General features: G+C 35.8%; 21 protein-coding genes. 12 read left to right on the top strand and 9 right to left on the bottom strand.

From position 1 onward, the window contains the following. Nucleotides 1-304 precede the first annotated feature (304 nt). Together KBP46_RS13305 and KBP46_RS13310 are read left to right on the top strand one after the other, a co-directional pair. Nucleotides 305-727, top strand: a complete 423-nt coding sequence (locus KBP46_RS13305; RefSeq protein WP_216443454.1) for a hypothetical protein — start codon at nucleotides 305-307, stop codon at nucleotides 725-727. A gap of 104 nt (nucleotides 728-831) precedes the next feature. After that, the gene (locus KBP46_RS13310) at nucleotides 832-1,797 is read left to right on the top strand and encodes a phosphoethanolamine transferase (RefSeq protein ID WP_216443455.1); all 966 of its coding nucleotides are present in this window, start codon (nucleotides 832-834) and stop codon (nucleotides 1,795-1,797) included. An 11-nt stretch (nucleotides 1,798-1,808) separates the two neighbouring features. Here KBP46_RS13310 and KBP46_RS13315 read toward each other — a convergent pair whose 3' ends face one another. Together KBP46_RS13315 and KBP46_RS13320 are read right to left on the bottom strand one after the other, a co-directional pair. Next, nucleotides 1,809-2,393: a DUF2306 domain-containing protein gene (locus KBP46_RS13315; RefSeq protein ID WP_216443456.1), complete on the bottom strand. Its 585-nt coding sequence runs from the start codon at nucleotides 2,391-2,393 to the stop codon at nucleotides 1,809-1,811. A gap of 140 nt (nucleotides 2,394-2,533) precedes the next feature. Continuing rightward, nucleotides 2,534-3,667, bottom strand: a complete 1,134-nt coding sequence (locus KBP46_RS13320; protein WP_216443457.1) for a helix-turn-helix domain-containing protein — start codon at nucleotides 3,665-3,667, stop codon at nucleotides 2,534-2,536. A gap of 377 nt (nucleotides 3,668-4,044) precedes the next feature. Between KBP46_RS13320 and KBP46_RS13325 the strand changes: the two genes are divergently transcribed. From KBP46_RS13325 to KBP46_RS13345, 5 genes are all read left to right on the top strand, one after another. Next, on the top strand, nucleotides 4,045-4,713 hold the full coding sequence (locus tag KBP46_RS13325; RefSeq protein ID WP_216443458.1) for a carbonic anhydrase: 669 nt from the start codon (nucleotides 4,045-4,047) through the stop codon (nucleotides 4,711-4,713). A gap of 21 nt (nucleotides 4,714-4,734) precedes the next feature. Further along, nucleotides 4,735-5,034: a hypothetical protein gene (locus KBP46_RS13330; RefSeq protein ID WP_062673384.1), complete on the top strand. Its 300-nt coding sequence runs from the start codon at nucleotides 4,735-4,737 to the stop codon at nucleotides 5,032-5,034. A gap of 148 nt (nucleotides 5,035-5,182) precedes the next feature. Beyond that, nucleotides 5,183-6,775, top strand: a complete 1,593-nt coding sequence (locus KBP46_RS13335) for a SulP family inorganic anion transporter (protein ID WP_062673382.1) — start codon at nucleotides 5,183-5,185, stop codon at nucleotides 6,773-6,775. A gap of 51 nt (nucleotides 6,776-6,826) precedes the next feature. Further along, on the top strand, nucleotides 6,827-7,462 hold the full coding sequence (locus tag KBP46_RS13340) for a carbonic anhydrase (protein ID WP_034691487.1): 636 nt from the start codon (nucleotides 6,827-6,829) through the stop codon (nucleotides 7,460-7,462). 245 nt (nucleotides 7,463-7,707) lie between these two features. After that, complete coding sequence (locus KBP46_RS13345) at nucleotides 7,708-8,631, top strand: hypothetical protein (protein ID WP_216443459.1); 924 nt, start codon at nucleotides 7,708-7,710, stop codon at nucleotides 8,629-8,631. A gap of 96 nt (nucleotides 8,632-8,727) precedes the next feature. On the opposite strand, the gene pth is transcribed toward KBP46_RS13345, so the two are convergent. From pth to mfd, 7 genes are all read right to left on the bottom strand, one after another. Then, a complete protein-coding gene (pth, locus tag KBP46_RS13350) occupies nucleotides 8,728-9,291 on the bottom strand; it encodes an aminoacyl-tRNA hydrolase (RefSeq protein WP_062673378.1) in 564 nt (187 codons plus the stop codon). A gap of 88 nt (nucleotides 9,292-9,379) precedes the next feature. Beyond that, complete coding sequence (locus tag KBP46_RS13355) at nucleotides 9,380-10,312, bottom strand: hypothetical protein (protein ID WP_216443460.1); 933 nt, start codon at nucleotides 10,310-10,312, stop codon at nucleotides 9,380-9,382. A gap of 99 nt (nucleotides 10,313-10,411) precedes the next feature. Then, nucleotides 10,412-11,287 carry a hypothetical protein gene (locus KBP46_RS13360; RefSeq protein ID WP_120232514.1) on the bottom strand — a complete coding sequence of 292 codons (876 nt, stop codon included), beginning with the start codon at nucleotides 11,285-11,287 and terminating at the stop codon, nucleotides 10,412-10,414. Nucleotides 11,288-11,438: 151 nt separating this feature from the next. Beyond that, nucleotides 11,439-12,176: a hypothetical protein gene (locus KBP46_RS13365; RefSeq protein WP_062673372.1), complete on the bottom strand. Its 738-nt coding sequence runs from the start codon at nucleotides 12,174-12,176 to the stop codon at nucleotides 11,439-11,441. A gap of 8 nt (nucleotides 12,177-12,184) precedes the next feature. Then, nucleotides 12,185-13,012 carry a hypothetical protein gene (locus KBP46_RS13370; RefSeq protein WP_062673370.1) on the bottom strand — a complete coding sequence of 276 codons (828 nt, stop codon included), beginning with the start codon at nucleotides 13,010-13,012 and terminating at the stop codon, nucleotides 12,185-12,187. After that, a complete protein-coding gene (locus tag KBP46_RS13375; RefSeq protein ID WP_062673368.1) occupies nucleotides 13,012-13,833 on the bottom strand; it encodes a hypothetical protein in 822 nt (273 codons plus the stop codon). The genes KBP46_RS13370 and KBP46_RS13375 overlap by 1 nt, the downstream gene beginning before the upstream one ends. A gap of 371 nt (nucleotides 13,834-14,204) precedes the next feature. Then, nucleotides 14,205-17,573, bottom strand: coding sequence for a transcription-repair coupling factor (gene mfd / locus KBP46_RS13380; protein ID WP_216443461.1), 3,369 nt, complete (start codon nucleotides 17,571-17,573; stop codon nucleotides 14,205-14,207). A 250-nt stretch (nucleotides 17,574-17,823) separates the two neighbouring features. On the opposite strand from mfd, the gene KBP46_RS13385 reads away from it, so the two are divergent. The 5 genes from KBP46_RS13385 (at nucleotide 17,824) to KBP46_RS13405 (ending at nucleotide 22,091) form a co-directional block, all read left to right on the top strand. Continuing rightward, nucleotides 17,824-18,219 (top strand): hypothetical protein, encoded by a 396-nt coding sequence (locus tag KBP46_RS13385; protein ID WP_062673364.1) that lies wholly within the window; start codon nucleotides 17,824-17,826, stop codon nucleotides 18,217-18,219. A 181-nt stretch (nucleotides 18,220-18,400) separates the two neighbouring features. Beyond that, on the top strand, nucleotides 18,401-18,697 hold the full coding sequence (locus KBP46_RS13390; RefSeq protein WP_034691510.1) for a hypothetical protein: 297 nt from the start codon (nucleotides 18,401-18,403) through the stop codon (nucleotides 18,695-18,697). Nucleotides 18,698-18,831: 134 nt separating this feature from the next. Continuing rightward, on the top strand, nucleotides 18,832-20,331 hold the full coding sequence (locus KBP46_RS13395; protein WP_216443462.1) for a GH3 auxin-responsive promoter family protein: 1,500 nt from the start codon (nucleotides 18,832-18,834) through the stop codon (nucleotides 20,329-20,331). Between the two features lie 69 nt (nucleotides 20,332-20,400). After that, nucleotides 20,401-20,763, top strand: coding sequence for a hypothetical protein (locus KBP46_RS13400; RefSeq protein ID WP_216443463.1), 363 nt, complete (start codon nucleotides 20,401-20,403; stop codon nucleotides 20,761-20,763). 92 nt (nucleotides 20,764-20,855) lie between these two features. Further along, nucleotides 20,856-22,091 carry an MFS transporter gene (locus KBP46_RS13405; RefSeq protein WP_216443464.1) on the top strand — a complete coding sequence of 412 codons (1,236 nt, stop codon included), beginning with the start codon at nucleotides 20,856-20,858 and terminating at the stop codon, nucleotides 22,089-22,091. Nucleotides 22,092-22,221: the final 130 nt, after the last annotated feature.

A 22,221-nucleotide genomic window follows, 5' to 3' on the forward strand; every position in this document is an offset into this window, starting at 1 on the left:
CTCCAGTTTATTACTAATTAAAAAAATAATTTTTGATGAAAAAAATGCAAATTCAATTCTCTCCATTCCTACCTATACAGTCAACTCTATAATACGGAAAAACGACCGCTACAAACTGTAACAACTTAACTTCAAAAGTTTCTTTTTGAGTTGACAATACCTGCAATATATAAGAATTATTATCTGATATTAATTCTTTTCATGCACTCCATGATTCTGATATTCCGCAGGCTCGTATTCAGAAAAACTTTAAAGAAGATGATATAAAAATTTATTTTAACTGCACAGAAACATATATACACCCATGTTCAAAAAGATAGTTCCCATTCTTCTCATTATAATATACCTGACAGGTTTTTTGATCTCATTCCCTTACATCTTTGATAATCTTTTCGGAGCTGAAAAAATGGACAGTATCCGGAATATTTTTGAGTATGGAATTATGTTTTGTTCGTTTCTGGTATTTAATGCATTGCTTTTTAAGAATAAGTATACGTCTGTAATTGCTTTTATTCTCTGTTTATTATTAAGCATTAACTTTCTGATATCGGTATCCTGTTTTCTTATTTATCATTCCGGATTTAATGTAGGAATGGCTATCAGTATTCTGGAATCTAATCCGGATGAAGCGATGAGCATGTCTTATATGTTTATTCTTCCGGGCATTTTGTTTTTCGTTTTTCTGGGAATGGTAATGTACTCGGTGGATTATCTTAAAAAAATATAGTTAAGGTTAATGCTAAATTTATCATTATAGCATTACTGTGGCTTGTTTTACCATTCGGATATCACCTTAAACATACCTATATAAGTAATAAAGGAGGAGGCAGGATGATTAAGAATGTATACTATCATTTATCTGATTTCAATACCGCTTTGAATATACAGAGAGATATCAACGCAATAAAAAAGAATGTTCCGGTTTTTAATATCAAAAAAATACAGCCAGGAATAGAAAATGTAATTCTCATCATTGGAGAGTCTGAGAGAAAGCAGAACATGTCATTATATGGCTATAACAAGAAAACAACTCCTTACACGGATGAGCAGGCAGGAAATATGATGATTTTTGACCATGCTATTTCTCCTGCCGGCATCACCAACCTGAGTGTCCCGCTGATGTTGTCCAGTATCCATCCTGATGAATTCAGATATCGTTATGATAAACTATCCTATAATATCATCAATATGGCGAATCAAAGCGGATACAATTCTTTCTGGCTGAGTACACAGGCAAGCGCAAGAGGAATTACAGCCATCGCTTCCATGTCTAAAAATAAAAAGTGGGTAAACGGCTATGATGAAGTAATTGTTCCTGAGCTTCAAAAAGTTATTCAGAAGAAGGAAGATAAATTTGTAGTTCTTCATATTATGGGAAGTCACCCTAATCCATGCAACAGACTTCCTTCTAACTGGAACTCCGGTGATCTGAATTGTTATGACAGCTCTATCAAATACACGGACTACGTTTTCAAAAATATATTCAGTACGCTGAAAAATACCAATTCCGTAATCATCTATACTTCAGATCATGGGCTTAAAATACAAGGGGACAAATTATTGCACGTAGACTCTAAGGAATCTACTCAGGTACCGTTTTTTGTTTGGTTTGGAGATAAAGTACCTGCCAACTATAGAATTACAGGACATGAAACCAAGCAGACCCAAACCACTTATATCTACCCTCTGATTATGAAATATATGGGTCTTGAAATGCCCCTACATTATAAGAATGAAGGAAATAAATACCTGAACCTGGAAATGAAAAGTATGGATTATAACACACTGCCAGAGTAAAGCCTATTCTCTTATATTGCAACTGTTTTTTTATTGATAAAATAAGCAACTAACAAATTTGGAATCCAGCACAGCCATGCTACGACAAGATAAGACAGCATGGGATCTCCTGTAATATTTTTTAGTAAGGGAAGCCATAATCTCAATGTTACTGCAGCAAAGGTACAGGCGTAACTATAAGTCATCAGTTGCTGATGTCTGATAATATTTCCTTTCCTTATTTCTGCTAAGGCAGCAAGAGTTGTTAGTAACCAGATCAATCCTAAACAGATAAACCCCATCGCTGAAACCAGCCCTCCATTGGCATAAAATCCCATATAAATAGCTGAAACAGAACTTAGTGTCACGGCAACTACATAAAACATTCCGATATTCCGGTGGATTCTCATGTATTGAGTCCGAAATGAACGACCAAACTGACGCCAGCCTACAAAAAGAGCCAGCCCTCCGAAAGTAATATGGATGAAAAATGCTGTTTTCCAGATTATACTGTGGAGTAATTCAGGAGATTTCGAACCCAGAAAAGTATATTTAGATTCAACGAAGGCATAAATAAGAGGATAAGCTCCGATCAGTAATGCCAGTACTCCCATCATCACAAATAATATTTTTTCATAATACCCGATTATTTTTCTGTAAAAATGAGGATTATAAAAGGTCCAATTGTTCCAAAATGAAAGGTGGAACATGTTTATAAATCATTATAAATAAACCTCTTGCCCAATTTACCAGCAAATCATTCCATATTAATCTCTATGCTTTGGCTTTTTAGAAATTCTCTGGGTGGGCAGTTCATATATTTTTTAAAATTACGGTTAAATGACGTTTTAGAATTAAAGCCACTCTCAAAAGCTAGTGAAAGAATAGTATACTTTCCGTTGTCGGGAAGTACTGCAATCCTTTTAAACTCTTCAATCCTCTGACGATTGATATAATCATAAAAATTTTTATTTTCAATGGAATTAATTGCCTGAGAAAGGATATTAGGATGAACCTCCAGTAAGGCAGCAGTATAATTCAGATTCAGTTCGGGATCTTTATATAATTTTTCTTTCTCCATCTTCTTCACAAGCTTTTCGTAAACAGCCATGATAACATCTTCTCCGGGAGAATTCTTCTGATATTTTACCGTTTCTTCGTTTGTTTCTTTATCATTTACTATACCTTCTGCTACAGGCAAGTTCAGAATTCCAACACGACTGATGCCAAAATATGCAGCAGCTACGATAAACAGAACAACTATGAAAAAAATAAGTATATCATTTCTAATGATCACTGCAACCCATATCAAAGCTAATCCAGCAATAAGATAATAGAGCCAGCTGAGATTTATCTTCTCTGTATTTGAATATTGGTCAGAAATCTCTTGCGTATATTTTCTGACAGCAAAAAAACTTAATGCAATATATAATACTCCTGATAATATCATCATGTATTTGATAACATTGCTTATTAATTGATATTGTTTGCCTCCGCTTTGATAAATGGCAAGTCTTTCCGATGGTGACAACATCAATAGTTTAAATAGCATGAAAAAGACAATCAGAACAGGAACAAAATGTAGCAGCCAGGTCTTTTTTCCCGGTGCTTTCCCTGTAACACAGAGAACATAAATATATAACATTGGGCCATGAATAAAGGGAAAAATAACTTCATAGCCCAGAAAATAAGGAAACTTTATATAGCCTCCGGAAAAAAATAGAATAAATAAGATAAGATGTATTCCTATCACTAGAAACCAGGCTGCCAGAACATAATCAGCTGTTATCTTTTTACGTTTTCCAACAATCAGAAATGAAGAGAAACAGGCGATAAAGACTCCTGCCAGATAGAATACCGATGGTAAAGATTGCAGACCAAAATCAGGCATCAGATAGAGGGATTAATAAGAGCTTTAAATTATTCATTTTTTAGCATACACAAAGTCTTTTTATTAAGTATTTCAAAAGAAACAATGGAGGCTACCTAAATAATTAAGAATATTTTAATTCACAAACCATAAATTTTAATTTATACTTCGTAATTTTATCCTGGTTTTTTAAACGTTTGGATTTCCTTATAGATCCCAATAGCTGTAAGATAAAGCATATCGGAATATTAGATATGATTTTAAGCATATTTTAATATTAAACTTTGTTAAAAGTGATTTATTATTTAACAAAAATTATATTTTTGCATAATTATTGATTTAGTCTATTGATTTTGGAAATAATTTAAACGAAATAAATAATTATACACTTTAAAATTATGGCACAATCGTACGAGGTTATTTTCGAAAACAATAAAAAATGGGTAGAATCCAAACTTGCCGAAGATCCGGATTTCTTCCATGAACTTGCCAAAACTCAGCATCCCGATTATCTTTATATAGGATGTTCAGATAGCAGAGCTACCGCAGAAGAGTTGATGGGAGCCAAACCTGGAGAGGTATTTGTTTACAGAAACATTGCCAATGTTGTTAATACTTTAGATATGAGTTCCACAGCAGTTATTCAATACGCTGTAGAACATCTGAAAGTGAAACACATTATTGTCTGTGGCCATTACAACTGTGGCGGTGTAAAAGCAGCGATGACTCCTCAGGATCTGGGATTATTGAATCCATGGTTGAGAACCATCCGTGATGTTTACAGATTACATCAGGCAGAACTGGATTCTATTCAGGACGAAAACAAGCGTTATGACAGACTTGTAGAACTTAATGTTCAGGAGCAGTGCATCAACGTAATCAAAATGGCCTGTGTACAGGAAAGATACATTTTAGAAGAGTATCCTATTGTTCACGGCTGGGTATTTGACCTTAGAACAGGTAAAATCATTGATCTGGAGATTGATTTTGAGAAAATCTTAAAAGACATTCAAAAGATCTATAATCTTACAGGTTCGGATTGGGTGATGAGCAGAAAGACTAAATAGTTTTTCTAAAAAGAATGTAAAATGAAATTCTGGAGTATTATTGTATTAACGTTTTTTCTGAATTTTACAGCGCTGCCAAGCATTGCTGCTGTTGCGGGCTGGGATATTGCGAGAACGAATATAATAATCAATGAAGAAGAGCCTCATTCTCACCCATCCTCATTCATTGTTTACGAAAAGACCATTCCGAAACCTTTAGATGTATTCGATTATCTGAAGTTTTCAGAAACAGATGTTCAGGGTGTGTCTTTTGTTCTGATTGATGATTCTTTTCATCTTTCTCCTTTACTTACTATATTTTCCCCTCCTCCGGAAGCGTAAACTCCTATAGTTAGATTTTTTTGATACCATTTCCATATCATTTTGTGATATCGGATACACATGTACTTTAAAAATTATTTTTTCTCAACTTTTTATAATTGACTTATTTAAAAACAAATAAGCCGGTTATACTTTACAGCTTCACATTATGAAAAAGACATCATTAATAGGAGGAATCAAGGAAAATTTTCCTTCAGGACTCGTGGTATTTTTAGTAGCACTTCCGTTGTGTTTAGGAATTGCTTTAGCATCAGGTGCTCCTCCATTATCCGGTATTATTTCCGGTATCGTTGGCGGCCTGGTAGTAGGAATCATCAGTAATTCAAATATTTCAGTTTCAGGGCCTGCTGCAGGTCTCACAGCTATCGTTTTAACAGCAATAACAGATCTTGGCGCCTTTGAGCTTTTCCTTTGCGCAGGGATTATTGCTGGACTTATTCAATTGGTTTTAGGGTTTGTAAGAGCCGGAAGTATTTCCAACTATTTCCCGAATAACGTCATTGAAGGAATGCTGGCTGCCATAGGAATCATTATTATTTTAAAACAGATTCCACATGCGTTAGGATTTGACAAAGATTATGAAGGCCATGAATCTATTTTTGATAATGGTCTGAACTTCGGATATTTTACTGAACTATTTGGAGCGATCCATCCGGGTGCCATTGTTATTACTTTAATTTCTGTAGCGATCCTTATCGCATGGGACAAAATCCATGTACTGAAAAGGATGAAAATGCTTCCGGGTGCATTGGTTGCCGTAATTGTAAGTATTCTTTTAAATCAGCTCTTTAAGATGTCCGGAAGTTCTCTCGCTATCGAAACTCAACATTTGGTTTCTTTACCGGTTCCACAGTCTTTTGATGATTTTAAAAATCTGATCACTACTCCGGATTTTAATGGTTTCACTAATCCAAAAGTATGGATCGTAGGAGCAACAATTGCCATTGTAGCATCTATTGAAACTTTACTTTGTATTGAGGCTTCGGACCGATTAGACAGACAAAGAAGAATTACAGATACCAATCTTGAGCTTAAGGCTCAGGGAATCGGAAACCTTGTAAGTTCTTTTATAGGTGGTCTTCCCATGACTTCCGTGGTAGTAAGAAGTTCTGCCAATGCTAATGCGGGAGCAACCTCTAAAATGTCTACTATTATCCACGGGGTATTCCTATTAATTTGTGTACTTTCTATTCCTGTTATTTTAAATTTAATTCCATTGGCAACATTAGCTGCGGTATTAATCCTAGTAGGGTATAAATTGGCAAAGCCGGCAACATTCAAACATTTCTGGCACTTAGGAAAATTCCAGTTCATTCCATTTGTGGCAACTGTTGTAGCAGTAGTGGCAACAGACCTGTTAAAAGGTGTAGGAATTGGTCTTATGATCTCCGTTTTCTATATTCTGCAAGGAAATATGAAAAGAGCTTATTATTTAAGCAGAGAAAGACTGGATGATGCAGATGGGATCAATATTAAACTTGCTGAAGAAGTATCATTTTTAAATAAGGCAGCCATCAAAAAAACACTTAAAAATATAAAACCCAACTCTACAGTTATTATTGATGCGAAGAGCACTTCCTACATTGCAACCGATGTACTGGAAATGATTCAGGACTTTGCCAATATCCGTGCAAAGGAACAAGACATCAATGTAGAACTGATAGGCTTTAAAACTTCATACAGAGATTACGAGAGAAGTGAGGATTCCCACATTTTGGTTACTCACAAAAGAGCCATGTAATCCCAATAATTAATTAATTTTTTTAACTTTAAATTCGAAAACAATAAAAATATGAAAGCACATACATACGAAACACAGTCAACTATTACTCCTGAGAAAGCATTAGAATTCTTAAAAGAGGGAAATCAGAGATTTGTAAACAACCTTAAGGCAAACAGAGACCTTCTTGAGCAAGTGAATGCAACACGTGAAGGACAATGGCCTTTTGCAGTAGTTTTAAGCTGTATAGACAGCCGTACTTCTGCAGAACTTATCTTTGATCAGGGATTAGGAGATGTTTTCAGTATCAGAATTGCCGGTAACTTTGTGAACCAGGATATTCTGGGATCTATGGAATTCGGTTGTAATGTTGCGGGTTCTAAGCTTATTGTAGTCTTAGGACACACCAAGTGCGGGGCTTTAAAAGGAGGTCTTGACGCTGCACAAATTGAAGGACTGGGAATGGATAACCTGAACCACCTGATCAATCACTTCAACCCTATCATCAATGAGATCATTGAAGAGAATGAAGAACGTTCATCAAAAAACAGCTCACTTCTTGAAAGGCTTAATCATCAAAACGTAAAAAGTGCGATTGAAGATATCCGCAAGCAAAGTTCAACACTTAAAAACCTTGAAGCTGAGGGTAAAATTAAAATCGTTGGAGCCAACTATGATGTTGAAACAGGTGCAGTAACTTGGTTATAAGAAGTAAAACTCTTTAAAATTCAATTATAATTTACACAAAATGCCATCGGAATCCGGTGGCATTTATGTTTTATTATATATCATCATAAAATAAGATAATTATAAACCTATTTTGTCAATAAACTAGGTAAAACCGTAATATATTTCATTTTTAAAAGGGTTTGTTTTAATTATCTAAAAATAATTATATATTCGTGCTCTCGAGAAAACACCTCAATAAACCATGACTACCAAGTCAAAAAAGTATGATTTTTCCCAAAGCAAAAAAAATAGCCAGAGACCTAGGATGGCATAAAACAAGCCATAAGGTATTCGGACTTTACAAAGGCTATTTTTTCAATGTTTCAGACGCAAGTATAATACATACTCCTCAATACAAATATGTTTCAGTAACAACTGGGAATTTAACAGAGGAACAAAGACAACAAATCAAAACAGAGTTAACGGGAAACAGAAAAAAATTAAGATTTACCCTCTTTGAAATTAGAGAAAATACTATTTTTTTCAAATTCACAGAAAATATAATGCCTACTAAAATCAGCACTATTTATGCTTTGTTTGACTTTGTGGTTGGTTTGTTAAAAAAACTCAATGTGCCGGAGCAAAACCATTGTCATAGCTGTGAAACAAATGAAAGTATTCGCTATTACGACCTTAACCATACTGGTATACTCCTTTGTGATCATTGTTTTCAACAGACAGATGATAAATTCTATGAAATAGAAAAGACAAGAATTTCAAAAGAGAAAAATTATCTGACAGGATTTTTAGGAGCCATTGTTTTTTCAATTCCTGCCATTATACTTTGGGTCATACTTGCTGTATATTTAGGAGAAATTTCCTCAGGAATGGCATTTGTTATTGCTCTTCTGGGTTTTTTAGGCTATGATTATTTCAAAGGATTTCGTGGAAAACTGACAAGATATATTATCTTCTTCACAAATATTGTAAGCATATTTATAGCCAATGTTATTACTGTAATTGCTTTATTGGTAAAACAAGGGCTCACCATTAATCAAGCGATATTTGAGTTTCAAAACAACCCTTCAGCAAATGAAATATTTATGCAGAATAGTATTGTATCTTTTTTATTATCATTCATTCCTTGGATGTGGGTATTTATCAGGAAAGAAGATAAATTAATTATAAAACCAGCAGAAAAATTTTAAAAAACATATAAACAAATGACTGCCTTACAAACAAGCCAGTCATTCAATTTTATAAGCTATATTCTAATTTCAGTTCTCTTGTATCACTTTGTGGAATTATTTTCCGTTAAATGCAGACATTGTGTTATTCAATCCCGCAAATACGAATGAAAGACTAGCCTTAGAAAAGGTTTCAATTCTCTCTTGAAGCTTTTCTGATTCTTCGTCATTCCATGTTCCTAAAACATAATCTACCTGTCTTCCTGCCGTAAAATCTGCAGAGATTCCGAAGCGCAGCCTTGCATAATTTTGAGTCTGCAATACTTCATTAATATTTTTAAGCCCGTTATGTCCGGCATCAGATCCTTTTCCTTTCATTCTTAAAGTCCCAAAAGGCAAAGCCAGATCATCGGTAATGATCAGTACATTTTCCAAGGGAATATTTTCTTTCTGCATCCAGTACTTCACTGCATTACCGGAAAGATTCATATAAGTATCCGGTTTCAGAACAAAAACTTTTCTGCCTTTGTGCTTTCCTTCTGCCAGCCAGCCAAAGTTGGAGGTATTGAATGATACTTCAAGGGTTTCCGCTATTTTCTCAGCTACTTTAAATCCTATATTATGTCGTGTATTTTCATATTCAGAGCCTTTGTTACCAAGCCCGACAATTAAATATTTCATCAGAAATTTTTTGCAAAATTAAGGTATAAAAAATAAAAAACTCAATCTTAGGAAAGATTGAGTTTGAATATTGTTAAAAAAAATTCTTCTATTGTGGTTTATAGATGTAATTAACGCCATATCCTTTTGTCATGTAAGTCTGAGGATCGTAAACGTAATTGGTACTCTTCACAATCGGTGTTGGAATCGGTGGCGTAAGATCTGTTACAGACCATCTCTTAGGGTTGTTTGGAGATAAGATAAGACTTTCTTTATCATTGATTATCGTAGATAATAATCTTGAAATTTTATATACGTGTGGCAGCAATGTGAATGGGCTTACCTGCTCATCATAGGCATAGTATTCGTAGCTGTATTTTCCGGTAACAGCACCAAACGATCCACCAGTCATTGTTCCGTAGTATCTTACTACTTTAGATACATTGTCTCCTACATAAGTATAACCTGTTTTAGAATAATCTGTGAAGTTAAGCGGAGCTCCCGGAACATCCGGTCCGTTTCTCATAATAATTGAATCCAGTTTTCCTGTAGCAATACTGTATTTAACCTGATAAGCAGTTTTCTCTTTTTTCAATAATGTCTGTGGTCCTACAGGTCCTCCAGGTATTACAGGCGGAGTTCTTCTGAAGGTTGAACGGTTTTCAGAAATCAGCTGAAGTTTGTTATTGTTTGCATAAGTGAACAATTGAGTGTATGATACACTGTCTTTATCTAGTTTTCCGTTTCCGTCAAGATCAAGGAAACCGTTAAAATTAATCTGACTGATTTTATCACCACTGTACATAATATCAGTGATGGAAGCACTGTCTGTGATAACTTTAGTCACAAGAAGTCCGCTGTACTGATATTCTGCGATAGTATCTTTATCTGTAATTTCTCTGTATAATGCTCTGGGGCCGCTTAAGCCTCCTGTATTGTTAAGATCCAATAATGGATTTCCATCCTCATCCAGCATATCCTTGCAGGAATGTATTGAGGAAAAACCTGCGATGAGTAAAATAAAATAGAAAATTTGCTTCATTTCCTTGTAATTGATTATTTTTTTGACAAATATAATTTTTTTTTGCCTAAAAATTATATTATTATTTATATTCTGGTAAGATTAATAACTATATTTCTTCTATAAGTTTTTATAGGTAAAAGTTACATTCTGATTTTTTTCAACAACTACATACCCTTGATTATCATAAGAATAACTTTGAGAGGTATTAACAGGAGTAGCTGGTGATGGCAATTCTATAAACATAGATGTAGGATTGTTCGGAGATATTTTATAGAATTGAGCAGGATCGATCAGACTTCGTGTGATGAAATACACGGACGGCAGTGTATAATACGGGCTTTTCTGAGCGTCATAGTTCTGAAAACTAAACTTGCTTATTACTGCTGTACTCATATTCGGGTTTCCGTTGATATCCAACAGACCTTTGGAGCGAACAACCTGAATCAGATTTTCTCCATTATATACAAAAGAATAATCAATAAATTTGTTATAGGCACTGATTCCTCCTTCTTTTCTCTTCTCAAGAATTTTAGTAAGTCTGCTGTTAACCGGATCATAGGTAAATGTATAGTCGCTTACAACAGAAGCAGATGGAGTTGCCCCCGTTGCTGTAGAAGTAGCATTATAAATCTTTTTACCTGTAGCGTCAGGAACAATATTAAATTCATAAGTAAGGCTGGATGCTGCTGAACTTACATATTTAATTTTTGTGATATTTTTGTTGGTATATGTTACTGTTCCCGTATAGTAAGCACTTCCTGTAAAAGATTCATCTTTAGATACTGCGGTCTGCAGATCTCCGGTTACCGCTGTTGTAACATATTCTTCCTGAGAAACATTATTCGAGCTAACCTTTGTTAAAATCTTTTTAGGAGGAGTTCCTTCATCAGGATTCGGGATGGATTCTGTGGGATCTGAGGTTGTATTACATGCTGTCAGCAGCCCAAGAAAAGCAATACCGGCAAATATTTTAAAAAAATAGTTTTTTACCATATAGAATTTTTTTAGCTTGTCCAAATATAATTCAATTTTCGATAATACACTTTACTTTATCCGAACAAATTCACAAGAAATAGAGTTAATAAACAAAAAAATCTAAAAACATAACGTTTTTAGATTTCCTATTATTGTATGATGATGAAAATTAATAAGGTTGCAATATGGATGTTGTCAAAACAGACTGTGACATATCGCTGTTGAGAAAGGCAGTATCAACAGCTCTTCCTATCCCAAGAGTTGTTCCGGAAATAGCTCTTTTTATACAGGCTACTTTAACAGAATACTGATTCTTAGGAGTAAGATTAGTAAGAGTAGCATTAAGATTAAAAATCTTATAAGCACCGCTGTCTCCCAATAACACATCTGTTCTCACTGCTCTAAGGGCGTTATCAACAAAAACTCCACAGGCAAAACTCGCAGAATTTGTTCCTGTTTTCTGAATCGTCGTCTGAAATGAGAAGGTAGCCTTATTCGTACCATTGGTTACGGAGAATGTATCCACAGTTCCAGGAATTACAGTCCAGCCTCCAGTCAGGGCTTCCCCGTCAGTATAAGGGTTGGTTGCCCCGCTACTTCCAGAAAAACTCACTCCAACTTTATCAGAAACTGTATTGATGGAAAACACAGACATACTACCCTGTCCATCTGCAATTTTAATGGCTTTCCAGTCGTTGGCACCTAAATCAGTATTATTGTGAAATATATCACCAGCCGCTCCGGCAGACCCTTTTAATACATCAGTTCCTCCTGTTCTTAATTCTTTTCTGATATTAAGATCTCCGTTTACATCCAGCATGTTAGTCGGATTAGGAGTATTAATACCCACTTGGGCATTTGTTGCAACAGCTAATAAAAATGATGTTACAAATAATATTTTTTTCATAATCCGTCTTAGTTTATAATGGTATTAAATACTTCCGGAACTTCATATACGTCAACTTTAAGAGAAGACTGTGATATAAAGCTATTGATATTGCTATACACATTAGTACCTATAGTAAGGGTATTTCCTGCACCCGAAGCACCATAAGAACCCAGTCTTGTACAGGCAACGTAAACCGAATGATTTCCCTGGGAAAGATTATCTACAATTCCGATCTGGGTATGAGTAAGGAAAGGATATGAAGTGGTAATAGCCTTTAGGTTTCTCTGTCTCAGGTTGACCAGTTTATCATCCACAAAGATACCGCATGCATAATCTATGGAATTGTCTGTACTTCCTGCTCCCCCAAAATCTGCCTGTACCACAGTTTCAAACTGAAAATAAGCCTTACTTTGTGTACTGTAAACGGTGATGGTTTGTGAAAGTCCGTTTATTTTCTTAAAATTTGTAAGTGTACTATACTGCTTTCCCTTCGTAAAAGTACCTCCTCTTGAGTCCATGCTTACCGAAGAGTTTTCTGAAGAAGAGAAAGTAATCCCTACTTTATCTGAAAAGGAATTATTGTATATAAGGTAAAATTTATTGGGTTCGTATTCAGGAATACGGAGTGATTTCCAGATAGGAGCAAAGCCTTCTCCCTGCGAAACTAACAGCTGATCATTATTTCCTTGAAATAATGAATTATCAGTAGCATTCTGGACAGCAATTTTATTTCTGAAATTAACGTCTCCGTTTACATCAAGTGTTGCTTTTGGGGCTTCTGTTTTTATTCCTACCTGAGCCGTTGCCAAAAGACCTATGCTAAGAAGCAGCGTTGATAATAGTTTTTTCATCATTAGTTGTTTTTATAACTCACGTATTCGATAACATCCATTTTCATCGTAGATTCCAATGTAAAAGCACTGGAAGCACCATTGGAGGCTTCTACATTTCGTCCAATTGTAAATTGTGAAGTAGAACTTGATGTATCAATCTTTCTGCATGCAATTTCAATATTATGAACCCCTACAGGAACGTTCTGCTCCGTATAATTAAGAGTAAAGATATAATCCTGAAGACCCGCTTTTCCACTGTTGTTGTTGGAAGCAATTCTATCCGGACGTACCGCTACCAATGCACCGTTTCTGAAAACGCCACAAGCAAATCTTACATTCTGTATTGTTGTAGAAGAAGCTGCTTTCATTTCAATACCTGTCTGGAACTGATAGGTAAGTCTGTTCTTTCCATTTTTGATGGTAAAAGTATTGTCGAGTCCGCCTATTTTTTTCCAGTTGCCTTTTGTGATATCATTAATGTTATCTCCAACATTGTTGGTGTAGACACCATCACCAGCGATACCATCCGTAAGTGAATTAATACCCGTTTGATCCGATGACAGATAAGAATTAATCAGCTTATACTGTCCCTCTTCCATAAAGGAAACATTCAAAGATTTCCACACAGGAGGCAAACCCTCACCCTGAGAAACCAAAACCTGGCCATTCAACCCGGCATCTCCAGCCTGAGTTGAACTACCGCCTACTCTAAGTTCTTTTCTTAAGGTGGTTTTTCCGTTCACATCAAGAACAGATTTGGGTTTTGCAGTACCTATTCCCACCTGTGCGTTAGCGTAGAACGAAAAAAGTCCAGCCACGCAGCAATGTATAATTGTTTTCATAATTAAGGACTGCAAAGTTAAGCAACGAAGTCCAAAAAATTCCAGTTATACATCTATAAACCTATAGAAATAAACACATTAGAACATAGAATTAATAATACTAAAAAGTAGAATTATTACTACATAACTCTACTTTCCAAGTATAAAAACAGCTAGACAACATCTCAAACCCTTACTGTACGGGGATTTACAGGATTTTTTTTATCATTGGAGAGTGATTTCACCCCCTCAAAAACAGCCTTAATTCTCTTCAACAGGAATATTACAAAAGAAAAACATGATAACAATCACAAAAAAAACGTGTAAAAATTAATCTTTTTACACGTTTCTAATAATATTATGATACTATTTCCAGTAAAGGAAAAATAAATTTAGCCATGTTCGATAATTGCTTTCAACAATAGATTGACTTCATCTACATTTTTCACTCTTTCTTTTCTCATCATCAACTGATTACCTTCTTTTCCTGACTTCTCCTTAAGCTGGGCTTCAGTCGGATTTCGGGTCAAATAATTAATAATATGTCGGAATCTGTCTGTCTGGTAAAACTTATCCTGAGGATTCCCTGGGAAGTACCCTAAAAACACTCCGTTTTTCATAACAATCTTTTCAAAACCTATATCAGAAGCAAGCCACTTCAAAGAAACACTCTTCAAAAGATTGACAGCTTCTTTCGGCAATGCTCCGAAACGGTCAATCAGCTCCAGTTCAAACTGATGAAGATCTGCTTCATTAGTGATTTCAGCAATTTTCTGGTAGAGCAACAACCTTTCTTCTGTGTTCGAAATATACGAATCCGGCAACATCAGCTCTAAATCCGTATCAATATTAACGTCCTTTACAGATTTGAAAAGTTTTTGCCTGTCTTCTTCATTTTCAAAAAGGCTTTCAAAATCAGCATCATCTTTTAGTTCTTCCAAAGCTTCCTGCATTAGTTTCTGATACGTTTCAAAACCCATTTCATTGATAAACCCACTTTGTTCAGCACCCAAAAGATCTCCGGCACCACGGATCTCCAGATCTTTCATCGCAATCTGGAAACCGCTTCCCAGATCTGAAAACTGTTCAATAGCTTCCAGACGTTTTCTGGCATCGGAGGTCATCATGTCATAAGGAGGAGTGATCAGATAACAGAATGCTTTTCTGTTGCTTCGCCCTACCCTTCCTCTCATCTGGTGCAGATCCGCCATCCCAAACCGATGTGCATCATTGATAAAAATAGTATTGGCATTCGGAACATCTACCCCACTTTCTACAATGGTAGTAGACACAAGAACGTCGTATTTCCCTTCCATAAAATCCAGTACATTCTTTTCAAGCTGTTTTCCTTCCATCTGCCCATGTCCTGTAATTACTCTCGCATCCGGAACCAGCCTCTGAATAAGCCCTGCAATATCCTTCAGGTTTTCAATTCTGTTATTGATAAAATATACCTGACCGTCTCTTTGAAGCTCATAAGAAACCGCATCACGAAGCGTTTCCTCATTGAATCCGATTAACTGCGTATCTACAGGCTGTCTGTTCGGCGGTGGCGTTTTGATAACGGATAAATCCCTTGCAGCCATTAACGAGAATTGTAACGTCCTCGGAATAGGAGTCGCCGTAAGCGTCAGGGTATCCACATTATTCTTCAAGGTTTTCAATTTATCCTTTACTGAAACCCCGAACTTATGTTCTTCATCAATAATCAATAAACCAAGATCTTTAAACTTCACCGAACTGCTTACCAATTGATGCGTTCCAATGATAATATCTACTTTTCCGTTCTTTAAAGCCTCTAAAGTTTCTGATTTCTGCTTAGCTGTTCTGAATCTGTTGACATAAGCAACATTTACCGGAAAATCTTTTAGCCTTTCTTTAAAACTTCTGTAATGCTGAAAAGCAAGAATGGTTGTAGGCACTAATACTGCAACCTGCTTTCCATCTGTAGCGGCTTTAAATGCAGCCCTGATTGCAACTTCCGTTTTACCGAAACCTACGTCACCACATACAAGCCTGTCCATTACCGTATCCGCTTCCATATCTCTCTTTACATCTACAGTAGCTTTTTCCTGATCCGGAGTATCTTCATAAATAAAGCTGGCCTCCAACTCGTTCTGCAGGTAGGAATCTGGAGTATAAGCAAAACCTTTCGCCGTTTTCCTCTGGGCATATAATTGAATAAGGTCAAAAGCAATCTGTTTAACCTTCGCTTTGGTTTTCTGTTTTAAAGATTTCCATGTTGGAGATCCAAGTTTACTCAAAACGATCTCTCTTCCATCCGGACCGTTATATTTCGAAATCTTATGCAAAGAATGAATGCTTACATATAATAAGTCTCCGTTTTTATAGGTCAGTTTGAAACATTCCTGAATCTTTCCGTCATTATTCACTTTCACCAACCCCATAAATTTCCCGATTCCATGGTCAATGTGAGCGATATAGTCTCCTATTTTCAGAGACATCAGGTCTTTCAGGGTAAGCTGCTCAGATTTTGCAAAAGTATTTTTCGCTTTATATCTCTGATAACGGTCAAAGATCTGATGATCTGTATAGACCAGCAGTTTGTGTCCATTATCTACAAATCCTTCATGAAGTTCAGACTTAAAACTTTTAAATGGAAGCTCATGTTCAAGCTCTTCAAAGATAGACTCCAGCCTTTCTTTCTGTTTTTCTGTTGAAAAAGAAATCCAGGTATCAAATCCTCCATTCTGCTTTTCTTCAATATCTTCAATCAGTAGTTCAAAGTTTTTATGAAAAGAAGGCTGTGGAAGCTGTTCCATTTTAACTTCGGTTACTTCTTTCAATCCTTCAATGATTATTCCTCCAAAATCAACTGTTTTAAATTTTTTATAATCAAACAGAAACTCCTGATCAGAAATAAAAAGTTCCTGCGGAGTCCTGTGGGCAATATCTTTACTTAATGTATCATATTTTTCCAAAGACTTTTCGTAGAATGTTCTGATCTTCTGCATTCCCACCATTCCGTTTTTGGAAACTACAAAACTTTCTTTAGGCAATAATTGCAACAGAGATACCCTTGTTCCCGTTACAGAAAAATTCATATTGGAAACCAGCTGGAAATCTTTTACTTTATCTACCGAAAGCTGTGTTTCGATATCAAAAGTTTTAATACTTTCCACTTCATTACCGAAGAAGGTAATTCTATATGGTTTTTCGTGTGAATAGGAAAACACGTCTACAATTCCTCCTCTCACAGAAAACTCTCCCGGTTCGGAAACGAAATCAGCCTGCTGGAAATGATAATGATTAAGCAGTTCATCTACAAAATCAAAATCCAGCTGATCTCCCACTTTAATATGATGGGAAATTGCTTTAAAATCTTCTTTTTTCAAAACCTTTTCAGATAAAGCACCGGCATAAGCCACAATCACTTTTGGAGATCTTCCGGAATTAATTTTATTAAGAACCTCAGTCCTTAACACCAGGTTGGCATTTTGAGTCTTTTCCACCTGATAAGGTTCAAGATGGGTGGCCGGAAAATACAGCACTTTATCCTTACCCAGAAGATCTTCCATCTCTGTATTGGCGTACAATGCATCTTCCTTATCATCTACCAGATAAAGGATATTCTTCTTCTGAACCAAAAACAGCTCAGCCACAAAAATAGAAACTGAAGATCCTGCACTTCCTTTTACAGCTATATGCTGGCTGTTTTCTAAATGGGTAAAAATTTCTTTCCCAAACTCTTTCTGCATAAGGTCTGGAAGGAACTTTTCATTGATGGATTTTAACTGCATAAATACTAATGGTATAAACGACAAAAGCGATTTCGGGAGTTTTCCGAAACCGTTGATGATGTACAAAGGTACGGATATTTTTTCTCTTCCTTAGAAAAAGAGAAAGACTGAAGGTTTGAAATGAAGGACTTAGCCTCATAAATCTTAATTTTTTACAATTTTATTTAATAACCTGTTAAAAAAATTCAACTACTCACCCATGGCATAGTGTTTGGGATTTCCAGACTAACCAAACATTAAGAATAATATTATGAAAAAAGCAATTAAAATCTTAGGAGTTATGATGCTGTTGGTATTCACAGCATTATCTTTTTCATCATGTAGCAAAGATGACGACCCTGTAAACAATGAATTTTTTGCAGGAACCTACAAAGGAAAGGTTTCTTACAATGATGGTGGTTCTACCAACATCAGCACAGATGACGGAAGTGTATTTGTAACAAAGATTGCCAGCGGCACCAAATACAATTTCGCGTTCTCCAACAGTATCCCGGATCTCAACGGAATAGAGTTTAATCAGGAAGGAGATCATACTCTGGTGATGATTGGTTCTACAGCAACCTCTTATATCAGAATTGATAATAATGTTTTAAAAATTCTGTATGTCAAGGATGGCAAAACGTGGACAGCAAATTGTACTCGCTAGCCATGTCTATTTATATATTAATCAAGCCTGTCTTTATCTTTGAAGACAGGCTTTTTCATTGTAAATGAAGTGTTTTAATTTTTTTTTAAGCTGTAATAAACTTTAGTTAAGTTTAAAAATCTCAATTTTCTAGCCTGCTTTTTGTATATCTTTATTCAACAAAAAACAAACAATAATTCTTATGAAAAAATTCTTATCTGCAATGTCTTTGATCCTTGGATTAGGACTTGCCACTGCTCAGCAGACTGCTCCCGCTACAGGTGCTACGGCGCACCCGCCTGTAAAAGCAACTACAGCAAAAGCTGTTAAACCAGCTGAAGTAAAAGCTGCAAAACCGGCAATGGATGCAAAAGCAGCGAAGCCTGCACAACCGGCTGCCAAAATGAAAAAAGACGGCACTCCGGATAAGAGATATAAAGAAAACAAACACCTGAAAAAAGACGGTACTCCCGACAAAAGGTATAAGGCAAACAAATAAGCATAACATTAACATATAGTTGTTATTTTCATAATCAAATTTCGAAAAGCCGGTGGAACAAGTTCCATCGGTTTTTTTATGTGAACCTTCGTAAAAATGATTCCAGATTCTTTACTTATTTATAAATTTGACCCATGTTAAACTTCTTCAAGAAAAATGCAGCGCTGATCTGGGCAAAAAAACATGTTCAGAAAGCGGAGGATTTCAAAAAAAATGCTGAGAAAAACCAGGAGGACTTGCTGCTTTCTCTAGTGAAAACAGCTCAAAAAACACTTTTTGGGAGGGAACATGATTTTGAAAACATTCATTCTGTAAAGGAATTTCAGGACAGAGTTCCTGTGGCCGATTATGAAGATCTGAAACCTTATATTGAAAGAGTAAAAAAAGGACAGTCTAATATTCTATGGACGGAAACGCCGGAGTATTTTGCCAAGACTTCTGGAACCACTTCAGGTTCCAAGTACATTCCGATTTCCAAAGAAGGAATGCCTTTTCAGATTGCCGGAGCTCAAAGTGCTTTATTTCATTATATCTGTAAAAAGAATAACGCTGATTTTGTGAATGGAAAAATGATTTTCCTTCAGGGCAGTCCGGAACTGGAAGAAGTATTTGGGATAAAAACAGGAAGGCTTTCCGGTATTGTAGCCCATCATATTCCTAATTATCTACAGAAAAACCGTCTGCCGAGCTGGGAAACCAATATTATGGAAGACTGGGAAACCAAAGTAGATAAAATTATTGAGGAAACGGAACATGAAAATATGACGCTGATCTCAGGAATTCCACCATGGCTGATCATGTATTTTGAGAAGCTGACAGAAAAACATGGTAAAAAGATCAAACAGCTGTTCCCCAATCTTCAGCTTATTGTAACAGGAGGTGTCAACTATGAACCTTATCGTGATAAAATGGAAGAGTTATTGGGAGGCAAAGTAGACATTGTTCAGACTTTCCCTGCTTCTGAAGGTTTTTTTGCTTTTCAGGATGATTACACCAAAGAAGGACTACTGCTATTGACCAATCATGGAATTTTCTACGAATTCATTCCTTTGGAAGAATATGGCAAGCCTGGAGCAAGAAGATTAACTTTAAAAGAAATCGAACTTCATAAAGATTATGCATTGATTCTTACGACCAATTCCGGGTTATGGGCTTATTCTATTGGGGACGTTGTAAGATTCATCAGCAAAGACCCATACAGGGTTTTGGTAAGCGGGAGAACCAAACATTTCACCTCTGCATTTGGAGAACATGTGATAGCATTCGAGGTAGAAGAAGCTATGAAAGCGACTCTTGAAAAGCATCCTGCACAGATTACAGAATTCCATCTGGCTCCACAGGTAAATCCGGCTGAAGGACTCCCTTATCACGAATGGCTGATTGAATTTGAAAAAGAACCTGAGCATTTAGAAGCATTCAGAGATGAATTGGATCAACAGCTTCGGGCAAGAAACACTTACTATGATGATTTGATTTCGGGAAATATTTTACAGAAATTACAAATCACCAGGCTTGCAAAAAATGCCTTTCATGAATATGCGAAATCCCAGGGAAAACTAGGAGGTCAAAACAAGACTCCAAGATTGGCTAATGACAGAAAGATTGCAAATCTCTTAGAAATTTACAAACTTTAATCATATTTTTTCAATTCCAAAAACGTATATTCGAAAAAAATTATAAATTTGAAAAACTAAAAGAAAATAATGAAAGCATCTGTACTGTTGAAATCGTCTTTACTAACATCTTTATTTGTTATTACATCTTGTGCTACTACAAAATACAGCGAAGATATTTCAAAAAACAACTACTCTAATCTTGAAGCCGGAAAAATATATAAAGTAACTATGAGAGACGGCTCTCCGAAGCAGACCATCTTATTCAGAAATGTCGTTGGGGAAAATATTGTAGGAACTGCCGGTAAAAAAGATAGTACAGAAGTGATTATTCCTAAATCCAATATAGCTACTGTGAAAGACAGAAGAAAAGCAAGAATTGCCGCAGGAGCTACGATTATTGGAGCAGCAGGTGTTGCAGCGATCGTATTGAGTTCTTCCAGAGCGGACTAAAATAGATTTTATCTTTTGAGATATATTTAATATATCTTTTAAAAATTGTCATATGGATAGCCCTAAATAAATTTTTAGGGCTATTTTTGTTCATGATTTCCTTTACCCCGTTACAAACATTACAAAATGTTGAGTTCAGAAATCTTCTCACCGGGAGATTTTTTATTGTTTTAGCTTTCAGAATGCTTGCCACTTTACTTGGATGGTGGGTATATCAATTAACAAAAGATCCTTTTTCAATAGGCCTTATCGGACTTTCAGAGGTGATTCCTGCGGTAAGTTGCGCGCTGTATGCAGGACATGTTATTGATATGAATGAAAAAAAGAGACTGCTACTCATTTGTAATTATGCATATATTTTTCTGATTGGCCTTTTGTTGATTCCCGCATTTCTTGATGTGGAAATGCACTTTACGGGTCATCAGATTACCTATTATATTTATGGTGTTATCTTTTTCACAGGGATAGCAAGAGCCTTTATCGGTCCTATTGTTCCTTCCATGATTCCTAAAATTGTAAAGAAGGAAAATCTTCCGAATGCCGTAACGCTGAACCAGGCTACTTTCCTGATATCTTCTGTTTGCGGACATGCTATCGGAGGTGTTCTGATTGGATTTATTGGTGTAAAATGGACTCTCGTTACTATTTTAACACTTATATTTGTTGCTTCATTATTTTTCTGGCAACTGCACAAACAGCATTCAGAATACAAAAAAGAAACAGTAAATGTAGTAGAAAGCATGCGTGAAGGAATTTCTTATATTTTTAAGACCAAGGAGATTCTGGGAGCTCTATGTCTTGATATGTTTGCAGTACTTTTTGGCGGAGCAGTAGCTATGATCCCTGTATTTGCAACAGACATCCTGAATTCAGGAGCTGAAGGTTTCGGTTTACTGAATGCAGCTTCAGACATTGGTTCAATGTGTATTATTACTATTTTATCTATTGTTCCGCTTCGCAAAAATCAGGGAAAAATACTTCTTGCTGTGGTTACAGGATTCGGGCTATGCATTATTGGATTCGGGCTCTCAAAATTATACTGGCTGTCTTTTATGTTCCTGGTGATGAGCGGGATGCTGGATGGAATTTCCGTGGTTATCCGGGGCACCATTGTACAGTTAAAAACACCGGATCATATCAGAGGTCGTGTTCTGAGTGTGAATTCAATTTTCATCATGTCAAGCAATGAAATGGGACAGTTCGAAAGTGGACTTATGGCCAAACTCCTGGGCGTTGTGCGCTCTGTGGTATTCGGAGGCTGTATGACCGTTTTAGTGGCCCTTGTTGTTGGAAGCACCAATCCTAAATTGAGAAAGATGCAATATTAACTTATTGTTTATCAAATCATTTAAAATCTGATACAAAAAAAATAAGAATTCGAAATACTTAAAATCAGAATAGAACGTTTTCTATTCTGATTTTTGTTTTATAGCTGTTTTTTTAAAATTTATAAAAGAA

Source organism: Chryseobacterium sp. PCH239 (assembly GCF_018924625.1).
Classification (GTDB): Bacteria; Bacteroidota; Bacteroidia; order Flavobacteriales; family Weeksellaceae; genus Chryseobacterium; species Chryseobacterium cucumeris.